Source organism: Aromatoleum toluolicum (assembly GCF_012911005.2).
In the GTDB taxonomy this organism is placed as follows: domain Bacteria; phylum Pseudomonadota; class Gammaproteobacteria; order Burkholderiales; family Rhodocyclaceae; genus Aromatoleum; species Aromatoleum toluolicum.
This window is the reverse complement of the sequence record NZ_WTVS01000001.1, coordinates 183,474-204,506: the sequence shown is the minus strand read 5'-3', so window position 1 is coordinate 204,506 and position 21,033 is coordinate 183,474. Positions and strand designations below refer to the sequence as shown.

General features: G+C 64.2%; 19 protein-coding genes and 1 pseudogene. 7 read left to right on the top strand and 13 right to left on the bottom strand.

Features of this window, described 5'->3' with window-relative positions; genetic code table 11:
- Positions 1-34: 34 nt before the first annotated feature.
- Genes GPA27_RS00920 through GPA27_RS00900 form a run of 5 tightly spaced genes read right to left on the bottom strand, consistent with a single transcriptional unit; the run spans position 35 to position 4,314 of the window.
- The gene (locus GPA27_RS00920; RefSeq protein ID WP_169136856.1) at positions 35-751 is read right to left on the bottom strand and encodes a UDP-2,3-diacylglucosamine diphosphatase; all 717 of its coding nucleotides are present in this window, start codon (positions 749-751) and stop codon (positions 35-37) included.
- A gap of 38 nt (positions 752-789) precedes the next feature.
- Positions 790-1,284, bottom strand: coding sequence for a peptidylprolyl isomerase (locus GPA27_RS00915; RefSeq protein ID WP_169136854.1), 495 nt, complete (start codon positions 1,282-1,284; stop codon positions 790-792).
- A gap of 20 nt (positions 1,285-1,304) precedes the next feature.
- Complete coding sequence (locus GPA27_RS00910) at positions 1,305-1,883, bottom strand: peptidylprolyl isomerase (RefSeq protein WP_169136852.1); 579 nt, start codon at positions 1,881-1,883, stop codon at positions 1,305-1,307.
- A 41-nt stretch (positions 1,884-1,924) separates the two neighbouring features.
- Positions 1,925-3,094 (bottom strand): L,D-transpeptidase family protein, encoded by a 1,170-nt coding sequence (locus tag GPA27_RS00905; RefSeq protein WP_246260885.1) that lies wholly within the window; start codon positions 3,092-3,094, stop codon positions 1,925-1,927.
- Positions 3,095-3,129: 35 nt separating this feature from the next.
- Entirely contained in the window at positions 3,130-4,314 is a 1,185-nt protein-coding gene (locus GPA27_RS00900; RefSeq protein WP_169136848.1) for a nuclear transport factor 2 family protein, read from the bottom strand.
- 204 nt (positions 4,315-4,518) lie between these two features.
- Here GPA27_RS00900 and cysS point away from each other — a divergent pair, with 204 nt between their 5' ends.
- Entirely contained in the window at positions 4,519-5,901 is a 1,383-nt protein-coding gene (gene cysS / locus GPA27_RS00895; RefSeq protein WP_169136847.1) for a cysteine--tRNA ligase, read from the top strand.
- A gap of 113 nt (positions 5,902-6,014) precedes the next feature.
- Here cysS and dnaJ read toward each other — a convergent pair whose 3' ends face one another.
- The 3 genes from dnaJ to grpE all read right to left on the bottom strand — a co-directional run bounded on the left by dnaJ (position 6,015) and on the right by grpE (position 9,898).
- Positions 6,015-7,142: a molecular chaperone DnaJ gene (gene dnaJ, locus GPA27_RS00890; protein ID WP_169136845.1), complete on the bottom strand. Its 1,128-nt coding sequence runs from the start codon at positions 7,140-7,142 to the stop codon at positions 6,015-6,017.
- Positions 7,143-7,258: 116 nt separating this feature from the next.
- Positions 7,259-9,190: a molecular chaperone DnaK gene (gene dnaK / locus GPA27_RS00885; RefSeq protein ID WP_169136843.1), complete on the bottom strand. Its 1,932-nt coding sequence runs from the start codon at positions 9,188-9,190 to the stop codon at positions 7,259-7,261.
- 129 nt (positions 9,191-9,319) lie between these two features.
- On the bottom strand, positions 9,320-9,898 hold the full coding sequence (grpE, locus tag GPA27_RS00880; RefSeq protein ID WP_169136841.1) for a nucleotide exchange factor GrpE: 579 nt from the start codon (positions 9,896-9,898) through the stop codon (positions 9,320-9,322).
- Between the two features lie 172 nt (positions 9,899-10,070).
- Here grpE and GPA27_RS00875 point away from each other — a divergent pair, with 172 nt between their 5' ends.
- Positions 10,071-11,432 (top strand): serine/threonine-protein kinase, encoded by a 1,362-nt coding sequence (locus GPA27_RS00875; protein ID WP_169136839.1) that lies wholly within the window; start codon positions 10,071-10,073, stop codon positions 11,430-11,432.
- Between the two features lie 19 nt (positions 11,433-11,451).
- Here the strand turns inward: GPA27_RS00875 and GPA27_RS00870 are convergent, their stop codons facing one another.
- The 4 genes and pseudogenes from GPA27_RS00870 to hrcA form a co-directional block, all read right to left on the bottom strand.
- Complete coding sequence (locus tag GPA27_RS00870; RefSeq protein WP_169136837.1) at positions 11,452-12,516, bottom strand: SPM autocatalytic domain-containing protein; 1,065 nt, start codon at positions 12,514-12,516, stop codon at positions 11,452-11,454.
- Positions 12,517-12,660: 144 nt separating this feature from the next.
- Positions 12,661-13,011, bottom strand: a complete 351-nt coding sequence (locus GPA27_RS00865) for a phage holin family protein (RefSeq protein ID WP_169136835.1) — start codon at positions 13,009-13,011, stop codon at positions 12,661-12,663.
- A 2-nt stretch (positions 13,012-13,013) separates the two neighbouring features.
- A complete protein-coding gene (gene hemH / locus GPA27_RS00860; protein WP_169136833.1) occupies positions 13,014-14,111 on the bottom strand; it encodes a ferrochelatase in 1,098 nt (365 codons plus the stop codon).
- 30 nt (positions 14,112-14,141) lie between these two features.
- Positions 14,142-15,169, bottom strand: a pseudogene (gene hrcA / locus GPA27_RS00855) (heat-inducible transcriptional repressor HrcA).
- Between the two features lie 84 nt (positions 15,170-15,253).
- On the opposite strand from hrcA, the gene GPA27_RS00850 reads away from it, so the two are divergent.
- Together GPA27_RS00850 and recN are read left to right on the top strand one after the other, a co-directional pair.
- Positions 15,254-16,138 carry an NAD kinase gene (locus GPA27_RS00850; RefSeq protein ID WP_169136831.1) on the top strand — a complete coding sequence of 295 codons (885 nt, stop codon included), beginning with the start codon at positions 15,254-15,256 and terminating at the stop codon, positions 16,136-16,138.
- A gap of 35 nt (positions 16,139-16,173) precedes the next feature.
- A complete protein-coding gene (recN, locus tag GPA27_RS00845) occupies positions 16,174-17,838 on the top strand; it encodes a DNA repair protein RecN (protein ID WP_169136829.1) in 1,665 nt (554 codons plus the stop codon).
- A 34-nt stretch (positions 17,839-17,872) separates the two neighbouring features.
- On the opposite strand, the gene fur is transcribed toward recN, so the two are convergent.
- The gene (gene fur, locus GPA27_RS00840; RefSeq protein ID WP_169136827.1) at positions 17,873-18,310 is read right to left on the bottom strand and encodes a ferric iron uptake transcriptional regulator; all 438 of its coding nucleotides are present in this window, start codon (positions 18,308-18,310) and stop codon (positions 17,873-17,875) included.
- A 120-nt stretch (positions 18,311-18,430) separates the two neighbouring features.
- On the opposite strand from fur, the gene GPA27_RS00835 reads away from it, so the two are divergent.
- The 3 genes from GPA27_RS00835 to carA all read left to right on the top strand — a co-directional run bounded on the left by GPA27_RS00835 (position 18,431) and on the right by carA (position 21,004).
- Positions 18,431-18,847: an outer membrane protein assembly factor BamE gene (locus GPA27_RS00835; protein ID WP_169136825.1), complete on the top strand. Its 417-nt coding sequence runs from the start codon at positions 18,431-18,433 to the stop codon at positions 18,845-18,847.
- 38 nt (positions 18,848-18,885) lie between these two features.
- Positions 18,886-19,692, top strand: coding sequence for a 4-hydroxy-tetrahydrodipicolinate reductase (gene dapB, locus GPA27_RS00830; RefSeq protein WP_169136823.1), 807 nt, complete (start codon positions 18,886-18,888; stop codon positions 19,690-19,692).
- 169 nt (positions 19,693-19,861) lie between these two features.
- Entirely contained in the window at positions 19,862-21,004 is a 1,143-nt protein-coding gene (carA, locus tag GPA27_RS00825; protein ID WP_169136821.1) for a glutamine-hydrolyzing carbamoyl-phosphate synthase small subunit, read from the top strand.
- Positions 21,005-21,033 lie beyond the last annotated feature (29 nt).

Here is a 21,033-nt window from a genome sequence, read left to right as displayed (position 1 = left end):
GGCTGGCGCTCGCCGTGTGGTCTGCGGAATTTACTTAAGGGCCGGGGCGGAAGTCCGTGCCGTCCCAAAGCAGCCAACTCGCCGTTCCGCGCCAATCGGAGAGGACCCAGCGCTCGCAGGCCCGGCCGTCCACCTGATGCAGATGGCGTGCCGGCCGGTGCGTGTGGCCGTGGATGAGCGTCGGGTAGCCGTGGGCACGCAGCAGGGCATCCACTGCTGCCGTGTTAACGTCCATGATTTCCATGGCCTTTTCCTGCTTGGCCGTTTCGCTGTGCCGACGCAGGCCGTCGATCACCTGCTTGCGTTCTTCGAGGGGGCGCGCAAGAAATGCCCTCTGCCACTGCGGGTCGCGGACCTGTTGCCGGAAAGCCTGGTAGGCATGGTCGTCGGTGCAGAGGGTGTCGCCGTGAGTAAGCAGCACCCGACGGCCGTCGAGATCGACGACCGTCGGATCCGAGAGGATGATCAGTCCGGCGCGGCGGGCAAAGTGCTCGCCGACGAGGAAGTCGCGATTTCCGGCGACAAAGCCGATTTGCGTACCCCGCGCCGCGAGTGTCGCAAGGGCGTCGCCGATCTCGCGATTCAGCGGCGAATCGCGATCGTCGTCACCGGCCCAGTACTCGAACAGATCTCCGAGGATGTACAGCGAGCCTACCTCGCGCGCTCGCCCTGCAAGCAAGTCGAGGAACGCGCGGGTATTGTCCGGGCGCTGGTCCGCGAGATGGAGATCCGCGATGAAGAGGGCCGACATGCGCGTTCGCAATGCTGATACAGGTCGGCCCGGCCAAATCAGACGATTTCGGCGCGTTCGATGATGACGTCCTCGACCGGCACGTCCTGGTGGAAACCGCTCGAACCCGTACGCACCGCGCGGATGCTGTTCACGACGTCCATGCCTTCGGTGACGCGCCCGAAAACGCAGTAGCCCCAGCCCTGGATATCCGGCGAGCGGAAATTGAGGAAGTCGTTATCGACGACGTTGATGAAGAACTGGGCCGTGGCGGAGTGGGGCGCCTGGGTCCGGGCCATCGCGATCGTGCCTGTCAGGTTCTTCAGGCCGTTATCGGCCTCATTCTTGATCTCTGCGCGGGTGGGCTTCTGCTTCATGCCGGGCTCGAAACCGCCGCCCTGGATCATGAAATTCTTGATCACGCGATGGAAGACCGTGTTGTCGTAATGACCGGCGCTGACGTAGTCGAGGAAGTTCTTGACCGTCTCGGGTGCCTTGTCGGCGTCGAGTTCGAGGGTGATCGTGCCGTGATTCGTATGAAGCTTGACTGCCATGTTGGGCTCCTTGGGGGGCGTTACTTGGTTTGGCCGGTCTTGGCGGTCTCGACGAGGCGGACCGACTCGATGATCATCGGTTCCGCCGGGACGTCGCGCATGCCGCGAACGAGGCCGGTGCGCGTCTTGCCGATCTTCTGCACGACGTCCATGCCGCTCGTGACCTTGCCGAACACCGCATAGCCCCACCCGTCGCGGGACGGGTAGTCGAGGAAGCTGTTGTCGACGAGGTTGATGAAGAATTGCGCGGTCGCGGAATGCGGGTCGGAGGTCCGTGCCATAGCGAGCGTCCCCGTTTCGTTGCGCAGCCCGTTCTTGGCCTCATTCTCGATCGGTGCGCGCGTGGGCTTCTGATTCAGCGATCCGTCGAAACCTCCGCCCTGGACCATGAAACCGTCGATGACGCGGTGGAAGATCGTGCCGCTGTAGTGCCCGCTCTTCGCGTACTCGAGGAAGTTTTCCACCGACTTGGGTGCCTTGTCAGCAAATAGTTCGAGGAGGATCGTCCCCTGGTTGGTGCGCAGTTCCACAACGGGATTGGCGGCCTGTGCGATGGCGCACCAGAGGAAAAGGAACAGACTTGCGAATAGGCGCTTCATGTCGACCTTCCGTTCGGGAGTAAAAAAATATCTGACGGCCGTCAGGCCTTGCCTTCATAGACGATCTTCCAGCGACCGCCTTCCTTGAGCCAATACTGGCGCTTGCGGACACGGTCGGACAGGTCGTCGCTGCGATAGTCCTGCTCGAAGGTCACGACCACGATATCGTCGCGCCCCGGATTCCGGAACATGCTCAATTTGTCGAGGCGCACCTTGATCCACTGGCGGCTGGCTGCGACCTTGCGCTTCTGCTCCGACCATTCCGCGAGATTCTGGGTATCGCTGCGAAAGTCCTTCGAATAGTGCGAGAGGTACCGGCCCACTTCTCCGGTCTTTTCCCAGTCCCGGCGCCAGTCCTCGATCGCAAGCTGCAGGTTGCGGCGTTCGGCCTGCCAGTCGTCCAGTGACAGCCATTCGATCTCGTTGCTGATGATTACCGGCGTGAGCCCGGGCTCGACGAAGTTCGAAAGCTTGAGAAAGTCCTGGTTCGCGAGCGTGACACAGCCCTCGGACGAGAGCGGCGGGCGGGCGTAGGTGTTGCTCGGTGTCCCGTGCAGCCAGATTCCGTGCCCGGTGCGGCCGAGCCGTCGATCCCACTCGTTGGGGTAATTGATCGGGAAGGCGCCGCTGCCGTACAGATCCGGCAGCTTGGCCTGCTCGATGAAGGAGGTCACCTCATACACGCCAAGCGGCGTCTTGTTGTCGCCCTCGACGCGCTTGTCCGTGCCGGCCTTGCCGTGACTGATGTAATAGTCGGCGACGAAGCGCGGCTTCCCGCCTTCGTTGGCGTATACGTACAGGCGTGCCCGCTTGGTGTCGACGACGACCGCAAAGCGCTGGTCCGGCCCCATCTGCAGGAGGTAGCGCGGGATGTAGCTCGCCGCTGTGGGCCGTTCGCGATACGCGCGCAGTCGGGCGATAGCTTCGTCGCGCAGTTCGTTGACCCGCTCGGCGGGTGCTGGCGCATTGCCGAACGTCGAGATCGGTTTGGAGCGTGCCAGCAGCAGGTCCCCCTTGATCAGATGGGCAAGCCGGAAGTTGGGGTAGACGCGCAGCACTTCCTCGGTTCGTTCGAGTGCCGCGTCCAGCCGGTTTGCTTCGATCTCGGTGAAGACGTAGTCAAGCGATGCATCCGGGCCGGAATCCGAGATGCCGTGTGGAGCGGAAGCAGCGGCCAGCGGCAGGGTTGCCGCGGCCAATGTGACCAGCATGCGGACGAATGCTATTCGTCCGATGGATACTCCCTTCATCCTCCGACGCGCTCCTGGCGGATGCGCCACGAACCGTTACGCTTGACGAGTTCGAGCGTCTTGGTCGTGCTGGAGCTGAAGCCGGCGGACTCGTAGTTCTGGCGAAAACGTACGGTTGCCACCTCGCCGTCCACCTTGGCGGTGGGCTTCTCGATGTCGACGGCAATGCGGCCGGGTTTACCTACGCGCTGTTCGCGTTCGTCTTCCCACGCCTTGCGGGACACGCCGCCCGGGGTGAGGAACTCCTTGTCGTAGAAGCCGAGGTAAGTTTTCACGTCCTTGCGCGCCCATGCCTTGGCCCATGCTTCGACCGTTTGCAGCGCTTCGCGCTCGGCGCTGGCGTCGACTGCAACCGGTTCCGACGTTGCCGCGCGGACGGTTCGTGCCGCAGCGGCCGCAGGTGCGGCGGCCGCAGCAGGTGCGGCGGCCGCAGGTGCGGGCGATGTGGCCGCGGCAGTCGGCGCAGCCGCGGCGGCCGGCGCCGCGACAGGTGCAGCCGGCTTGGCCAAAGGGGCAGGCGCAGCGTTGGTCGGCACGGGCGTGGCGGGTGCTGCGGGAGTTGCAGCAACCGCGGCTGCCGCCGGTGCCGGGGCGGGTGCCGCTGCCGGCGCCACGGCGGCAGTGCGTGTCGGTGCGGCCTGCCCCCCAACGCGCGTCCGCGAACCGGAGGACATCATCTCGCGGATCAACGCGAGCTTGGACTGTGCAGCGGCGTTCGCCGAGTCCAGCTGCAAGGCCTTGTCGTAGGCTTGACTCGCGAGCCGTGCGTAGACGTCGCCGAGGTTCTCGTGTGCGGTCGCGTAGCTCGGGTGGGTGCGAATTGCCATTTCGAGGGCAGAGCGCGCCTTGTCGTACTGGCGCTGCTGAGCGTACAAGACGGCGAGGTTGTTATAGGGCTCCGGCAGTTCCGGGAAGTCCTCGGTGAGCTTCTGGAATACCGCGACGGCTTCGTCCGGGCGGTTGAGTTCGGTCAGTGCGATTCCCTTGAGGAAGCGCGCCTGCGGTTCCTTGGCGTTGCCCGCGAGCACCCGGTCGGCCATTGCCAGCGCCTGCGCATGCTGACCCTGATTCACGAGCGACTGAATCTGGGCGACGTTGTCGGCCGCATGCAGCAGCGGAGCCGAGCCAAGGCTGAGGATGAGGGCCATCACGGCCAAGGCTGAATTGGGACGCATGTTCATTGTGTTAGAATCGCTCGGTTTCCGTTGATCCACGCGGATTTAACGCAACATTCTATCAAATAACGGGAGCCGCATCACGGCGGGGTAGCCGTGCCGGTGCGAACGTGGCGGTCCTCCCCGACGCTTTCCGGATGGCGCTCCTCTCTGGCGCGGAATACCGTCCCGTCGAATGCTGTCTTTCTGTGCCGCCTTGCGGAAAATGCCATGCTTCAGATCCACAACACACTGACGCGAAAGAAAGAAATCTTCGTTCCGATCGAGCCCGGAAAGGTTCGGATGTATGTCTGCGGCATGACCGTGTATGACCTTTGTCATCTGGGTCATGCCCGCGTAATGGTTGTGTTCGACATGGTCGCGCGCTGGCTGCGATCGAGCGGTCTTGATCTCGTTTATGTCAGAAACATTACGGATATCGATGACAAGATCATTCGCCGTGCCGGTGAGAACGGCGAATCGATCCGTTTGCTGACCGACCGATTCATCGCCGCGATGCACGAGGATGCCGACGCGCTCGGCGTGATGCGGCCCGACCATGAGCCGCGTGCGACGGAGTACGTGGGGCAGATGCAATCCCTGATCGAGCGGCTGCGCCACAAGGGGCTCGCTTACGTCGCGGAGAACCGCGACGTGTGCTATTCGGTGCGCAAGTTCGACGGCTACGGCAAGTTGTCGGGCAAGTCGCTCGACGAGTTGCGTGCGGGCGAGCGAGTGGAAATTGCGGGCGAGAAGCAGGATCCGCTGGATTTCGTGCTGTGGAAGCATGCACGTGCCGAAGAGCCGGCGGAGGTGAAATGGGCGTCGCCGTGGGGCGAGGGTCGCCCCGGCTGGCACATCGAATGCTCCGCGATGAGCTCGGACCTGCTCGGCGAGCATTTCGACATCCACGGTGGCGGGCAGGACCTGCAGTTCCCGCACCATGAAAACGAAATCGCGCAGTCGGAAGGTGCCCATGGGCACACCTTCGTGAACTACTGGATGCACAACGGCTTCGTCCGCGTCGATGACGAGAAGATGTCGAAGTCGCTCGGCAATTTCTTCACGATCCGCGACGTGCTGAAGAAATACGACGCCGAGGTGGTGCGCTTCTTCATCCTCCGCGCGCACTATCGCAGCCCGCTCAATTACTCGGACGCGCATCTCGAGGATGCCCGCCAGTCGCTGACGCGCCTGTACACGGCGCTGCGCAACGTCGCGCCGGCGGGTGCGCCGATCGACTGGGAGGAGGTGCACGCGCGGCGCTTCCGCGAAGCCATGGACGACGACTTCAATACCGCCGAGGCGGTCGCAGTGCTGTTCGATCTCGCGAACGAGGCGAATCGTGGCGGATCGGCAGTCATGGCGGCACAGCTGAAGGGCCTGGGTGGGGTGCTGGGCCTGCTCGGACGCGATCCGGTGGCCTTCCTTCAGGGCGGCACTGTGGAAGCGGGGAGTGACGAGGCCGGCGAGATCGAGGTCCTGATCGAACAGCGCGCCGAGGCCAAGAAGGCGAGGAATTTCGCCGAGGCGGACCGGATCCGTGCCGACCTGCTGGCGCGGGGCATCGCGCTCGAGGATACGCCGCAGGGGACCCTCTGGCGGCGCGCATAAGCGTTTGAGTTTGATGGGTTTGCGCCCCGCGACGCGGGGCGCAGTCGGGCAGATTCAGCGGTTGCGGATCGGCTGCACCGCAGTTCCTTGGTGCGGCCAATCCGTGCGCGGTGTCAGCCGCCGAAGAACTCCTTCACCTTGTCCATCCAGGACTTGGCCTTGGGGTTGTGGCGATCGGCATCGCCGCGTGACACTTCCTCGAATTCGCGCAGCAGCTCCTTCTGACGCTCGGTAAGGTTCACCGGGGTCTCGACGACGACGTGGCACAGCAGGTCGCCGTGCGCTTGAGAGCGCACGTTGCGGATGCCTTTGCCGCGCAGGCGGAAGACCCTCCCGCTCTGCGTTTCAGACGGGATCTTGAGGCGTGCCATGCCCTCGAGCGTAGGGATCTCGATCTCTCCACCCAGCGCGGCGGTCGTGAAGCTGATCGGCATCTCGCAGTGCAGGTCATCGTGGTCGCGCTGGAACACCGAGTGCTGCCGGATGTGGATCTCGACGTAGAGGTCGCCCGGGGGGCCGCCATTGACGCCGGGCTCGCCGTGGCCCGCATGGCGCAGTCGCATGCCTTCGTCGATGCCCGCGGGAATCTTCACCTCCAGCGTCTTCTGGCGCTTCACGCGGCCGGCGCCGCCGCAGTCGCGGCAGGGGTCGGGGATGATGCGCCCGGTGCCGTGGCACTTTGGGCAGGTCTGCTGGATCGAGAAGAAGCCTTGCTGGATGCGCACCTGGCCGGCGCCGCCGCAGGTGGGGCAGGGCTTGGGCTGGGTGCCGGGCTTTGCGCCGCTGCCGTGGCAGGTGTCGCACTCTTCCACGGTCGGAATGCGGATCGTCTTTTCCGCCCCGCGTGCGGCTTCTTCCAGCGAAATCTCGAGGTTGTAGCGCAGGTCTGCGCCGCGATAGACATTCGAGCGGCCGCGGCCGCCACCTCCGCCGAAGATGTCGCCGAAGATGTCCGAGAACGCGTCGGCAAAGCCGTCGAAGCCCTGGCCGCCCGGTCCTCCGCCGGCCGACGGATCGACGCCGGCGTGGCCATAGCGGTCGTAGGCGCCGCGCTTCTGTGCGTCGGAGAGGATCTCGTAGGCTTCCTTGGCCTCCTTGAACTTGTCCTCGGCGTCCTTGCTGTCCGGATTGCGGTCCGGATGGTGCTTCATGGCCAGCTTGCGGTAGGCCTTCTTGATTTCGTCGTCCGAGGCGTCGCGATTGACACCCAGTACGTCGTAGTAATCCCGTTTCGTTGCCATTTCCTGTCGCTCAGGCTGGGGTGGCCGCACGGGCCTCCCTGTCATGCAAAGGCCGAGCCTGCCGGAAATGCTGCTCCGGCGTCGGCTCGGCCATCATCTCGCCGCCCGGCGGGCGATCACTTCTTGTCTTTGACTTCCGTGAACTCGGCGTCCACGACGTCGGCGTCGGCCGCCTTCGATCCACTCGACGCGCCGCCTGCGGCACCCGTTGCGCCGGCTTCGGCGCCCTGGGCCTGGGCGTACATCTGTTCGCCCAGCTTCTGACTGGCCATCGCGAGGGCCTGGGTCTTGGCTTCGATCGTGGCCTTGTCGTTGCTCCTCAGCGACTCCTCGGCGTCCTTGATCGCGGCCTCGATCTTGGCCTTCTCGTCGGCATCGATCTTGTCGCCGTACTCGGTGAGCGACTTCTTCACCGAATGCGCCAGCGCGTCGCACTGGTTGCGGGCGTCGACCAGTTCGTGTGCCTTCTTGTCCTCTTCGGCGTGCGCGGCGGCGTCCTGCACCATGCGCTGGATCTCGTCGTCCGACAGACCCGAGTTGGCCTGGATCTTGATCTTGTTTTCCTTGCCGGTGGCCTTGTCCTTCGCCGACACGTGCAGGATGCCGTTCGCGTCGATGTCGAAGGTGACCTCAATCTGCGGCATGCCGCGCGGCGCGGGCGGGATGTCGGACAGGTTGAACTGGCCGAGGCTCTTGTTGCCGCTGGCCATTTCGCGCTCGCCCTGCAGCACGTGGATCGTCACTGCGTTCTGGTTATCGTCCGCGGTCGAGAACACCTGCGAAGCCTTGGTCGGGATCGTGGTGTTCTTCTGGATCAGCTTGGTCATGACGCCGCCGAGGGTTTCGATGCCGAGCGACAGTGGGGTGACGTCGAGCAGCAGCACATCCTTGACTTCGCCCTGCAGAACGCCGCCCTGGATCGATGCGCCTACCGCGACGGCCTCGTCCGGGTTCACGTCCTTGCGCGGCTCCTTGCCAAAGAACTCCTTGACCTTGTCCTGCACCTTGGGCATGCGCGTCTGGCCGCCGACAAGGATCACGTCGTCGATGTCGGAGACCTTCACGCCCGCATCCTTCAGTGCGATGCGGCACGGTTCGATGGTGCGCTCGACGAGGTCGTCCACCAGCGACTCGAACTTCGCGCGGGTGATCTTGATCGCGAGGTGCTTGGGGCCGGTCGCGTCGGCGGTAATGTAGGGCAGGTTCACCTCGGTCTGCTGCGACGACGAAAGCTCGATCTTGGCCTTCTCGGCCGCTTCCTTCAGGCGCTGCAGCGCGAGCACGTCGTTCTTGAGGTCGACGCCCTGTTCCTTCTTGAACTCGGTGACGATGTAGTCGATCAGGCGCTGGTCGAAGTCCTCGCCGCCGAGGAAGGTGTCGCCGTTGGTGGCGAGCACTTCGAACTGGTGTTCGCCGTCGATGTCGGCGATCTCGATGATCGAGATGTCGAAGGTGCCACCGCCGAGGTCATACACGGCAATCTTCGAGTCGCCCGGCTTCTTGTCCATGCCGAACGCGAGCGCCGCGGCGGTCGGCTCGTTGATGATGCGCTTGACTTCAAGACCGGCGATGCGGCCGGCGTCCTTGGTCGCCTGGCGCTGGCTGTCGTTGAAGTACGCCGGCACGGTGATGACGGCTTCGGTGACTTCCTCGCCGAGGTAGTCTTCGGCGGTTTTCTTCATCTTGCGCAGCACCTCGGCGGAGACCTGCGGCGGCGCGATCTTCTTGCCGCGCACCTCGACCCAGGCGTCGCCGTTGTCGGCCTTGCAGATGGTGAAGGGCATCAGGTCGATGTCCTTCTGCACTTCCTTTTCCTCGAAGCGGCGGCCGATGAGACGCTTCACCGCGAACAGGGTGTTCCGTGCGTTGGTGACCGCTTGGCGCTTCGCCGGTGCGCCGGTCAGGATTTCGCCGTCCTCCGCATACGCGACGATCGATGGCGTCGTGCGTGCGCCTTCGGAGTTTTCGATGACCTTGGGCTTGCCGCCTTCCATCACGGAAACGCAGCTGTTGGTGGTGCCCAGGTCGATGCCGATGATCTTGCCCATGTCAGTTCCTTTCGGGTGAGGGGAGAGCCGGGGATGCGGGCGGTTTGGTCCGCTCGGGGCCTCGGCTTGCCGGATTGCGTTGTCAGTTAGTTAGGGGTGTCGTCGCAGATTTCAAGTGGTGCCCCGAACTCAGGCACTCTTGCCCTTGGAGACGGTTACCATTGCCGGACGGAGCACGCGCTCGTGCAGCATGTAGCCCTTTTGCAGCACGCTCACCACGGTGTTCGGTTCGCCATCGGCCTCGATCATTGCGATGGCCTGGTGGCGGTTAGGGTCGAATTTGCTGCCGACCGGGTTCTCGTCGGTCACGCCCGCGGTCTGGAAGGCGGCGGCGAGCTGTTTCAGGGTCAACTCGACACCTTCGCGCAGGCTTTCGATCGTCTGGTTCTCCGTCGCCAGTGCAGCCTCGAGGCTGTCCTTGACGGGCAGCATGGCATTTGCGAACTTTTCCGCTGCGAACTTCGACGCCTTGGCGATGTCTTCCTGCGCGCGCCGCCGGATGTTTTCGCCCTCGGCCTTGGCCCGCAGCCAGGCATCGTGGTGCTCGGCGGCCTTCAGTTCGGCCTGGCGCAGCGATTCCTCGAGGCTGGGCATCCTGTCGCCCGTGGGCTCGGCGGCCGTTTCACTCTGGGGGGCGTTGCCGGATTGTTCCGCAGTGGCCTGCAGCAGCACTTCGGGGGCCTCGGCGTAGGGCTTGTTTTCCTGCATGGGGTGGAACTCCCTGTGTTCGTTCGACGGGCGTGAGATTGGGCCGGCTGGTCCAGTTTCAAGGGGGCGGTTACAAAAAATTGTCGGGTTGCCCGTGCGCGCCCGCATATGTCAGGATTAAAGTCCGAACGGCGATTCGAATGTCGCGCGAGAGGCTGGGTCCGGATCACACATGAGCGAGATGCCGCTGACAATCGGGAAGTACCGCATCGTGAAGGAGGTGGGTCGCGGTGCGACGGCGGTCGTCTATATGGCGGAGTCCGTCGATTGGCCGGTGCCGGTCGCCGTCAAGCTGATCCGTTTCAACGACAAGTCGAAGGACGAGTCGAAGTGGAACCGGCGCCTGCTGAAGCTGCTCAAGGCGGAGAGGGCGGTTTCGACGCGCCTCGATCATCCGCACATCATCCACGTGCACGACGTCGTGATCGAAGCCGAGCAGGCTTACGTCGTCATGGAGTATTTCCCGGGAGAATCGCTCGAGCGCTATTGCAGCTTCGAGCGCATGCTGCCGGTACACCGAGCGATCGGGATCGTGTTCAAGTGCTGCATGGCGCTCGACTACGCCTATCGGCAGGGCATCGTCCATCGCGACATCAAGCCGGCGAACATCCTCGTCGATGATCAGGATAACGTGAAGATCACCGACTTCGGTCTCGCGCTGAACATCAGCAAGAAGGTGGAGTCGGACTCGACCTTCATCATGGGGGTCGGTTCGCCGGCCTACATGAGTCCCGAGCAGATCAAGGGCTATCAGCTCAATCAGAAGACCGATCTTTATTCGCTCGGGGTCGTGCTGTTCAATCTCCTCACCGGACGACTGCCTTTCCGGGCGAGCAATCCGGCGCAGCTGATCTACAAGATCATCAATGCCGATCCGCCGCGGGTCTCGCAGCTCAATCCCGAGTTGCCCGACCAGATCGATGCCGTAATCCGCAAGGCGCTCGAAAAGGACCTGTATTCGCGCTACAAGAACGGTGCAGAGTTTGCGAAGGAGCTGTCGGCGGTGCGCTATCAGTTGGTCGACGATACCTATGTGCCGCCCGACACCAGCCGCTTTTCGCTGCTGCGCAAGCTGGCTTTCTTCACCGAGTTCGATGACATCGAGCTGTGGGAGGTGTTGCGCATTTCGTCCTGGCGTGTCGTCGACGGCGGGACGACTCTGATTCGCGAGGGCGATGCGGATCAGCGCTTTGGCGTTGTCGTCGATGGCGAGGTCGAGGTGTCGATCGATGGCCGGCGTGTGAGTCGCCGCGGCGTGGGAGAGGTGTTCGGCGAGATCGCGTGGCTCGACAGCGTCCAGCATCGTCACATGACGACGGTCACCTCGGTGAATTCGACGATCTATCTCGAGGTCAACCCTTCCGCGTTGGCGCTTGCAACCGACGAATTGCGCGAGTTGTTCCGCACGATGCTGGCGACTATCGCCGTTCGGCGCCTCGGCGAAGCACTGCGCGAACTCTCGGCAAATGGCGAGCCCGCAATGGCCGGCAAGTTCACGGCCTCCGGGCTCGACCTGCGGCTGGTCGAGGACTGAAGCCCCGCTTACCGCAGGCCTACACGCTCAGGTCGATCTGGCTGACGGTGCCGGTGGTGCCGTCTTCCCGCAGATAGAGGCTGGTGGAGCGCATCACGCCGAGCGTGTCGTTCGCTGCTCCGCGCAACTCGAACGGCGTGGTGACCTTCCCCAGGTAGAGTGCACCGACGCCGGCTTCCGTCGCCGTCACGGCACTGCCGGTGCCGTCGGCACTCGGCGTCCAGATGCGGAGATCCGCGAATTTCGCGTCGGATTCATCGATCCAGCCACTGCCGTCAGCATCGAGCGCTGCCAGTTCGGCAAACCCGTTGCCGGTCGTCGGGCCGAAAAGTTCGCTGCCGTCGTCGATGCTGCCGTTCTGATTGCGGTCGATGGCGAGGTAGCCGCGACCACCCGCGAGCATCGGCACGTCCTCGGTCTGGCCGTCGGCATCGAGGTCAAAGGCGAAACGCACGTCTGAAAGCTGGGCGGACGTGCCGGCAAAATCGAGTACCAGCGGGTCTTTTACGCGTGCATCGCCAAGCCGCACGTGGACGCTGGAAGTCTCGGCATAAGCGCGTTCCATCTCCAGTTCCAGATTGAAGCGGATTTCCTGGCCGTCAGCGGTCCTGACAACGCCCGCGGCCTCGAAGCTCGTGTATTCGTATTCCTGAGACACTGAGCGGAAGTCGTACTCGATACCGAATCCCGCGCGTCGCGAGGCTTCCGCGCGGCGGCCTTCGGCGGGCGGCTGCTCGAGGACTGCCGGCGCAGCCTGATCGACGTGGAAATCGCTTGACTGCAGGGTGTGGATCGCGCGTCCCGTCAGCGCCTCGATCAGGTGCTTGAGGAAGCGGAAGCGCGGGTCGAGGCCGTCTTCCCCTGAGTCGTTCTCCGTCGCCTCGGCCTCCTGGGCCGCGAGGGCAGCCCTGGAAATCTCCACCTCGGGTCGAACGCCCGCGCTTGCGGCGGTGCCGATGCCGTTGTTCCGCCCCGCGCCGGCGGGACGTTCGCCGACCCACATCTCGAGCCGCTCCGAAACCTCGCGGCGACTGAAGGACAGGTGCGAAGCCTGAAGCTGAATGTCTGCCGATGCAATTTTCATGACGGTTCCCTGCGACCCACTCAAGCGCAGGTTTTAACGGCAGATTTCGGCAAAACTTCAGGCCGGCCGCGACACTTTCCGTGCATGCTCCTCGCGCCGTCAGTCGCGGTGATGCCGGAACGGCACCCGGCTGCGGGCATCCCCCTAGTCGGCGAGCACGATATTGACGAGCGAAGAGAGCAGGCTGTAGAGCAGGGCGCTCCAGAATGCGGTCCAGAAATCGGCGACATGCACGCCGCTGACGAGCCCTGCGACCGCCCAGAAGAGGAATGCGTTGATGATCAGCGTGAACAGACCAAGGGTCAGGAGTGTGATCGGCAGCGTGATGAGGATCAGCAGCGGCCGGATCAGTGCGTTGATCAGGGCGAGCAGCAGCGCGGTCACGAGTGCGGCCGTGTAGCTCTCCACCCGTAGGCCGTCGATGATCTCGGGCAGGAGCATCAGTGCGAGCGCGTTCAGCAGCCAGCGCAGCGCGAGTTTGAGTCGCGGATCCATTGTCAGCACGTCGCTCCCGCAATGCGCGCGCGCTGGGCGCTGGCGGCGAGGTCCTGTGGTCCCGCGGACGGGCGCGTCAACCAGTTGCCGAGGTTGTCGCGCACGATCTCGGTCAGCGCAGTGATCCAGTCGTCACGCTCGTTCAGGCACGGAATGTAGTGGAATTCCTTCCCGCCGCACGACAGGAACGCATGGCGGCATTCCATCGCGATCTCCTCGAGCGTCTCCAGGCAGTCCGCCGGAAAGCCCGGGCACATGACGTCTACGCGCGCCGTGCCTTGACGCGCCATCGCTTCGAGCGTTGGCTGGGTGTAGGGTTTGAGCCATTCGGCCTTGCCGAAGCGTGACTGGAAGGTCAGTTGCCAGCGGTCGTTCGCCAGCCCGAGTTCCTTGGCGAGAAGGCGTGCCGTCACGTGGCATTCGCAGTGATAGGGGTCGCCGAGGTCGAGCGATCGCCGCGGGATGCCGTGAAAGCTCATGACCAGCTTGTCGCCCTCGCCATTCTTCATCCAGTGGTCGCGCACGCTCTGAGCGAGCGCCGCGATATAGCCCGGGTGGTCGTGGAAGCTGCGCACGTAGCGGATTTCCGGCTGATTGCGCCAATGCGCGAAGCAGTCCGCGACTTCGTCCAGTACGCTTGCGGTCGTGCTGGCGGCATATTGCGGATACATCGGCACGATCAGGATGCGGCTGCAGCCGTCGGCCTTCATGCGGTTCAGCACGTCCGGCACCGAGGGCGAACCGTAGCGCATCGCCCATTCGACCTGCAGGCCTGCGATACTGCGATGACCAAGGTAGCCTGCAAGCAGCTTCGTCTGACGCTCGGTATGCACCTTCAGCGGCGAGCCTTCGTCCATCCAGATCGTCGCGTACTTCGCGGCGGACTTCCGCGGGCGGGTGTTCAGGATGATGCCGTTGAGGATGGGCCACCAGACCGGGGCGGGGATCTCGACAACCCGCGGGTCGGACAGGAATTGCTTCAGGTATGGTCGGACGGCAGCGGCCGTGGGGGCCTCGGGGGAGCCGAGGTTGACGAGCAATACGCCCGTACGCGCAGGCGTGCCATGCGTCCAGACGGGTTCGGGCCAGTAACGGGCCATGCTGATCCTTGTGTGATTGCGGCGCGCCGCTCAGTTCGCGTTCGACAGCGCGTTCGAGAGCAGGCGAGCGGTGATGTCGACGATGGGAATCACGCGATCATAAGCCATGCGCGTTGGTCCGATCACACCGACCGAGCCGACGATGCGGCCGTTGACCTCGTAACCGGCGGTCACGACGCTGCAGCCGTCGAGCTGCGCCAGTCCCGATTCGTCGCCGATGAAGATCTGCACCCCTTGGGCGCGATTGGATAGGTCGAGAAGCTGGATGAGTCCGGTCTTCTGCTCGAACAGCTTGAACAGTTCGCGCAACCGCGCCATGTTCGACGAAAGATCTTCGATGTCGAGAAGGTTGGTCTCGCCCGACAGCACGTAGCGGGAGCTGTCATCCTCGGCTGCGGCGCTGCCGGTTTCGACCGCCGCATTCATCAGTTCGCTCATGTCGCTGCGCAACTGCTTCAGCTCGGCCCGGATGCGCGTGCGAATGTCGTCGAACCCCAGTCCGGCGCAGTGTTCGGTGAGATAGTTTGCCGCTTCGACCAGCTCGGAGGGCGAGTACGAGCGCCGGGTATGGATGATGCGGTTCTGCACGTCGCCTGCCGTGGTGACGATGATCAGCAGGATGCGGTTTTCCGACAGGCTGATGAATTCGATCTGGCGGATCGTGATCAGGTCGCGATGCGGCGAAACGACGACCCCCGCAAACTGTGTCAGCTCGGACAGCAGGTGCGACGCGGAGCTGATCAGGCGCTGGGGCTGGTCGGGTTGCAGATGCCCCTTGAGTTCGCGCAATTGCGCCTGCTCCAGCGGCTGCACGGTCAGCAGTGAGTCGACGAAGAAGCGGTAGCCGAGTGCCGTCGGAATGCGCCCGGCCGAAGTGTGCGGCTCGCGATGAAACCCATCTCTTCGAGGTCGCTCATCACGTTGCGGACTGTCGCGGGCGACAGCTCGAGCCCCGAGTAGCGCGACAGGGCGCGCGAGCCCACCGGCTGCCCTTCCACGATGTAGCGTTCGATTAGGGTCTTGAGCAGGATCTGGGAGCGCGGGTCGAGCGATTTCATGACGGTAAGAAGTTATTTCCCAGATTCTATGGAAGTGCCGGCGCCTCTGCCAAGGTTCTCGGCGATTGTGGTTTAATCCGCGGCATGAGCCACAGCTTTAATACCATTGCCCTGATCGGCAAGTACCAGAGCCCGGACGTTGCCGGCGCGGTCCTTTCGATCGCCAGTTTCCTTCGTGAAAGGGGGCTGACCGTATGGATCGAGCAGGGTACGGCAAGTTCCATCGGGCTTGTCGGGGAATTTGCCACCGTGACCTATGACGAGATCGGCGCACAGGCCGATCTTGCAGTGGTACTCGGGGGGGACGGCACGATGCTGAACACCGCCCGCCGGTTGTCCGAACATGCTGTTCCGCTGGTCGGCATCAACCAGGGCAGGCTGGGCTTTCTGACCGACATCCCGCGCAAGGAAGCCTTGAGCAAGCTCGCCGAAATCCTCGACGGCCGCTACGTGGAAGAGGCGCGCACAATGCTCGACGCCGAAGTCGTCCGCGGCGGGCAGCGGGTGTTTCACACGCTCGCGTTCAACGATGTCGTCGTGAACAAGGGCGATCTCGGCCGCATGATCGAGTTCGATCTGTCGATCGACGGCGAATATGTGTATACGCAGCGTTCGGACGGCATGATCATCACGACCCCGACAGGGTCCACCGCATATGCCCTGTCCGCCAACGGACCGATCCTGCATCCGACGGTCGGCGGCATCGCCCTCGTGCCCCTGTGTCCGCACGCCCTTACCGCCCGGCCGATCACGCTGCCAGACAGCTGCCGGATCGAGATCGAGCTGCTTTCCCCGCACGACGCGCGCATCCATTTCGACGGCCAGACACGTTTCGATGCGCATGCCGGCGACGTCGTCCGGCTCACGCGTTCGCCCAAGGTGGTGCGCTTTATGCACCCCGAAGGCTACAGTTACTTCGCCATGCTGCGCGGAAAGCTCCACTGGAGCGCGACGCCGCGATTGCCCTGACGGGCTTCCCTCTTGAGTCTTCATCTGCGACGCCTATGCTCCGCCGCCTGACCATCCGTGATTTCGTGATCGTCGACCGCCTCGAACTCGAATTCCAGACGGGCTTCGGGGCGCTTACCGGGGAGACGGGCGCGGGCAAGTCCATCCTGCTGGACGCACTGGGCCTGGCGCTCGGTGGTCGTGCCGATGCCGGTGCGGTGCGCACCGGTCGCGACAAGGCCGACATCGCTGCCGAATTCGATCTTCCGGCAGATGGCAGTCTGTCGGGCTGGCTCGCCGCGCAGGATCTGCCGGCCGATGAGGACATGGCGATCCTGCGGCGCGTGGTCGAGGCGGGGGGGCGATCGCGTGCCTGGATCAACGGCGTGCCGGTGACGCAGGCACAGTTGCGCGAGGCGGGGGACCGGCTGGCAGACATCCACGGCCAGCATGCGCACCATGCCCTGCTCAGGGGCGATGCCCAGCGTGCCCTGATCGATGCCCACGCCGGTGCCGGCGCCCTTGCGAGCGAGGTCGCCGAGCGCTTTCGCGGGTGGCAGCGGCTGGTCGAGCTGCGACGGACGGCCGAGCAGGATTCCGCCGCCTCCGAGCGCGAGCGCGAACTGTTTGCGTGGCAGATCGACGAATTGCGCAACCTGGCGTTCGATGCCGACGAATGGTCCGAGATCAATCACGAGCACGCGCGGCTGGCCCACGCGGCGGGCCTCATGGAAGGGGCGGACGAGGCCCTTGCAACGCTGGGCGAGGGGGAGGCAGCAGTTGCGTCCCTGCTACGGCACATCAGCGTGCGCGTCGATGCAATGACCGAGATCGATCCGGGCCTGGGCGACGTGCGCGAGCTGCTCTCCGGAGCGGCGATTCAGGCGGACGAGGCACTGCATGCGCTGCGCCGCTATCGCGACCGGCTGGACCTCGATCCGCAGCGCCTTGCCGAAATCGAGCGCCGCATCGGCGCCGTGACCGATCTCGCGCGCAAGTATCGAGTCGATCCCGAGGGCTTGCCGGACCTGCTCGACGACTGGACGCGGAAGCTCGACGAACTGGTCGCGCGTGCGGATCCCGTTCATCTCGCGGAGCAGGAAGCGCAGGCCAGGGCGGCGTACGAGCAGGCTGCATCACGCCTCTCGGTGGCGCGTCGCCCGGCCGCCGAGCGCCTGTCGCACGAGGTCAGCGAGGCAATGCAGACGCTCGCGATGGCGGGCGGCCAGTTTGGTGTAGCGCTCGAACCTTGTGCGCCCTCGGTGCATGGTGTCGAGACAGTCGAGTTTCGCGTCGCGGCCAACCCGAGTCAGCCCCTGCGCCCCTTGGCCAAGGTCGCCTCGGGTGGTGAGCTGTCGCGCATCGGCCTGGCGATCCAGGTCATGACAAGCCGCGATTCCGCGACGCCGACACTGATCTTCGACGAAGTCGATGTCGGTATCGGCGGCGGTGTGGCGGAAATCGTCGGCAAGCTCCTGCATCGGCTGGGCCGGGAGCGACAGGTGCTGTGCGTCACCCATCTTCCCCAGGTCGCCGCATGTGCCGACTGGCAATGGAACATCGCCAAGTCGAATCGCGGCAACGAGGTTGTCAGTGCCGTCACGCCGCTCGAACCCGCCGGCCGGATCGAGGAGATCGCCCGCATGCTCGGGGGTGTCAACATCACGGACACCACCCGCCGCCACGCGGCGGAAATGCTCGGGGTAATCGCGGCTTCCTAGCCCCCGGGGCTCCGGGAGCCTTGTCGGGAGGGGGTCAGCCCCCCTGCTTGCGATTCGGGCAGTCTTTCCTGAGGCAATCGACGTAGAGGTACAGCGCGTGTTCGCGGACCGCAAAACCGCGCTCCTGCGCGATCTGGTTCTGCCGCCGCTCGATCTCCGCGTCGAAGAATTCTTCCACCTTGCCGCACTGCACGCAGACCAGATGGTCGTGGTGCCCGCTTTCCTTCAGCTCGAAGACCGCCTTGCCGGACTCGAAATAATGCCGCTCCAGCAGGCCCGCCTGCTCGAACTGCGTCAGGACGCGGTAGACGGTGGCAAGCCCGATATCCATGCCTTCTGCCATCAGCAGTCGATACACGTCCTCGGCAGTGAGGTGCCGCAGATCCGATGTCTGGAAGAGATCGAGGATCTTCAGGCGCGGATAGGTGGCCTTGAGGCCTATATTTTTTAGGTTTTGCGAATTCTCTGACATGGTCGCTCTGTTGGCTTGCAGTTCGCGCGGCAGCGTGGCTGCTGGCTACGTATGATATATTTTTTCGCCTTTGTCTGAAAAAGATACGCCGTTCGGCGCCAACGACCAAGATCCCCATCCATGCGCGTATTGATTCTTCCGGCGGTCGTCGCCGTCGCGGGCCTCGTGGCCGGTTGTTCCCTTACCCCTCTGACCGATCGGCTGAATCCTCATCGCGTCGACGTGCGCCAGGGTAATTACGTCGATCAGGAAATGGTCGCGCGCCTCAAGAAGGGTATGACGCGGGAGCAGGTGCGCTTCGCCCTCGGCACGCCCCTTGTGACCGACGTCTTCCATGCCGACCGCTGGGATTACGTTTATACCTTCCGCCCTGGGCGCGGCGAACCTCAGCACCGCGTGCTCAGCGTCTTCTTCGATGGCGACAAGCTCGACCGGGTTTCCGGTGACGTGCAGTCCGGTGACGCTCCGGCCGCAGCCGCTGCCGCGCAGACCGAGCGTTCCCGCGTGATCGAGATTTCGCCCGCAGACAAGCAGTAGTAAGACATTCTCTTGCTGCGCACTCAGGACCTGACTGAATGAATCCCTTACGTATTGCAATTGCAGGCGCATCCGGGCGCATGGGGCGGATGCTGATCGAGGCTGTGCTCAATGACTGCGAGGTTGTACTCGCCGCAGCATTCGACAGGGCGGGTGCGCCCTTTGTCGGTCGGGATGCCGGCGAGCTGGTCGGTAGCGCCTGCGGCGTCGTGGTGACGGACGACGTCCGTGCCGCAATCGCCGCGGCCGACTGCGTGATCGATTTCACGCGTCCGGAAGGTACGCTCGTCCATCTCGGCATCGCGCGCGAACTCGGCAAGGCGATGGTGATCGGCACGACCGGCTTCTCTGCGGCGGAAAAGGAGACCATCGCCACGGTGGCGAAGGATGTGCCTGTGGTGTTTGCCCCGAACATGGCCGTCGGCGTCAATGCCGTTTTCAAGCTCCTCGAGGTGGCCGCCCGTATCCTCGACGAAGGCTACGACGTGGAAGTCATCGAGGCCCATCATCGCTTCAAGGTCGACGCCCCCTCCGGCACGGCGCTGCGCATGGGTGAGGTCGTCGCCCGCGAACTCGGGCGGAATCTCGACGAGTGCGCCATCTATGGGCGCGAAGGCGTCACGGGCGAGCGCAAGCCCGAGACGATCGGGTTTTCCACGATCCGCGGTGGCGATGTCGTGGGCGACCATACCGTCCTCTTCGCCGGCATCGGCGAGCGTATCGAAATTACGCACAAGTCCGGCAGCCGTATGCCCTACGCGCTCGGTTCCGTCCGCGCGGCGCGTTTCCTGGCCGGGCGGAAAAACGGCTTGTTCGACATGCAGGACGTTCTCGGCCTGCGCTGAGTCGCCGCGGCCGTCCGTCACCGTCGTTGCCTCGGGCGGCGCCAAACGATACAATTCAGCGGTTTAGATAAGCGGGATTGGCCGATCAGCGGCTCGTCCCGTTTTTTTCACGTTCGGGCAGGCCCATTGCGCCTGTCCCTGTCTTTTCGGCTGAACTCAGGAGTTTGTCGTGACTGCTTCCCCGCCCGCCCTACTAGCACTCGCCGATGGGACGGTATTTTTCGGCAAGGGAATCGGTGCGGCCGGCAGCACGGTTGGTGAGGTGGTGTTCAACACCTCGATGTCCGGTTATCAGGAAATCCTTACCGACCCGAGCTACTGCCGCCAGATCGTAACGCTGACTTATCCGCACATCGGCAATACCGGCGTGAACCGCGAGGACGTCGAGTCCGGACGAGTGCACGCCGCCGGTCTCGTCATTCGCGACCTGCCCATCCTTCCGTCCAACTTCCGCATGGACCAGACCCTCGACGCCTACCTCAAGGCCGAGAACGTCGTCGCCATCGCCGGCCTCGATACCCGCAAGCTGACGCGCGTGCTGCGCGAGAAGGGGGCCCAGGCTGGCTGCATCGTCACCGCTGCCGACGGCGCATCGCTCAACGTGGAAGCTGCGATCGCCCAGGCGCGCGCCTTTCCCGGCCTCGCCGGCATGGACCTGGCAAAGGTCGTGAGTGCAGAGCGCACCGTCGAGTGGACCGAAGGCGAATGGACGCTCGGCGAGGGTTATCAGGCCGAACGGAAGACCCGATTCCACGTCGTCGCGTATGACTTCGGCGTCAAGCGCAACATCCTGCGCATGCTGGCGAGCCGCGGCTGCAGACTCACCGTCGTGCCCGCGCAGACACCCGCAGCGGAAGTCCTCGCCCTCAATCCGGACGGCATTTTCCTGTCGAACGGCCCCGGCGACCCCGAGCCCTGCGACTACGCGATCGCCGCGATCCGCGAATTCCTCGCCCGCGGCATCCCGACCTTCGGCATTTGCCTCGGTCATCAGCTCATGGCGCTCGCGTCCGGCGCGAAGACGGTGAAGATGAAGTTCGGCCATCATGGCGCGAACCACCCGGTGAAGGACCTCGATACCGGGCAGGTGCTCATCACCAGCCAGAACCACGGCTTTGCCGTCGACGCCGAAACGCTGCCAGCGAACCTGCGGCCGACCCACGTCTCGCTGTTCGACGGCAGTCTGCAGGGCATGGAGCGCACGGATGTGCCGGCGTTCTGCTTCCAGGGGCACCCCGAGGCGAGCCCCGGTCCGCACGACGTCGCCTACCTGTTCGACCGCTTCATCAAGTTGCTCGAAGCGCGCAGATGATTCGCAAGCGGCAGCCCGCGCTGCCGCTC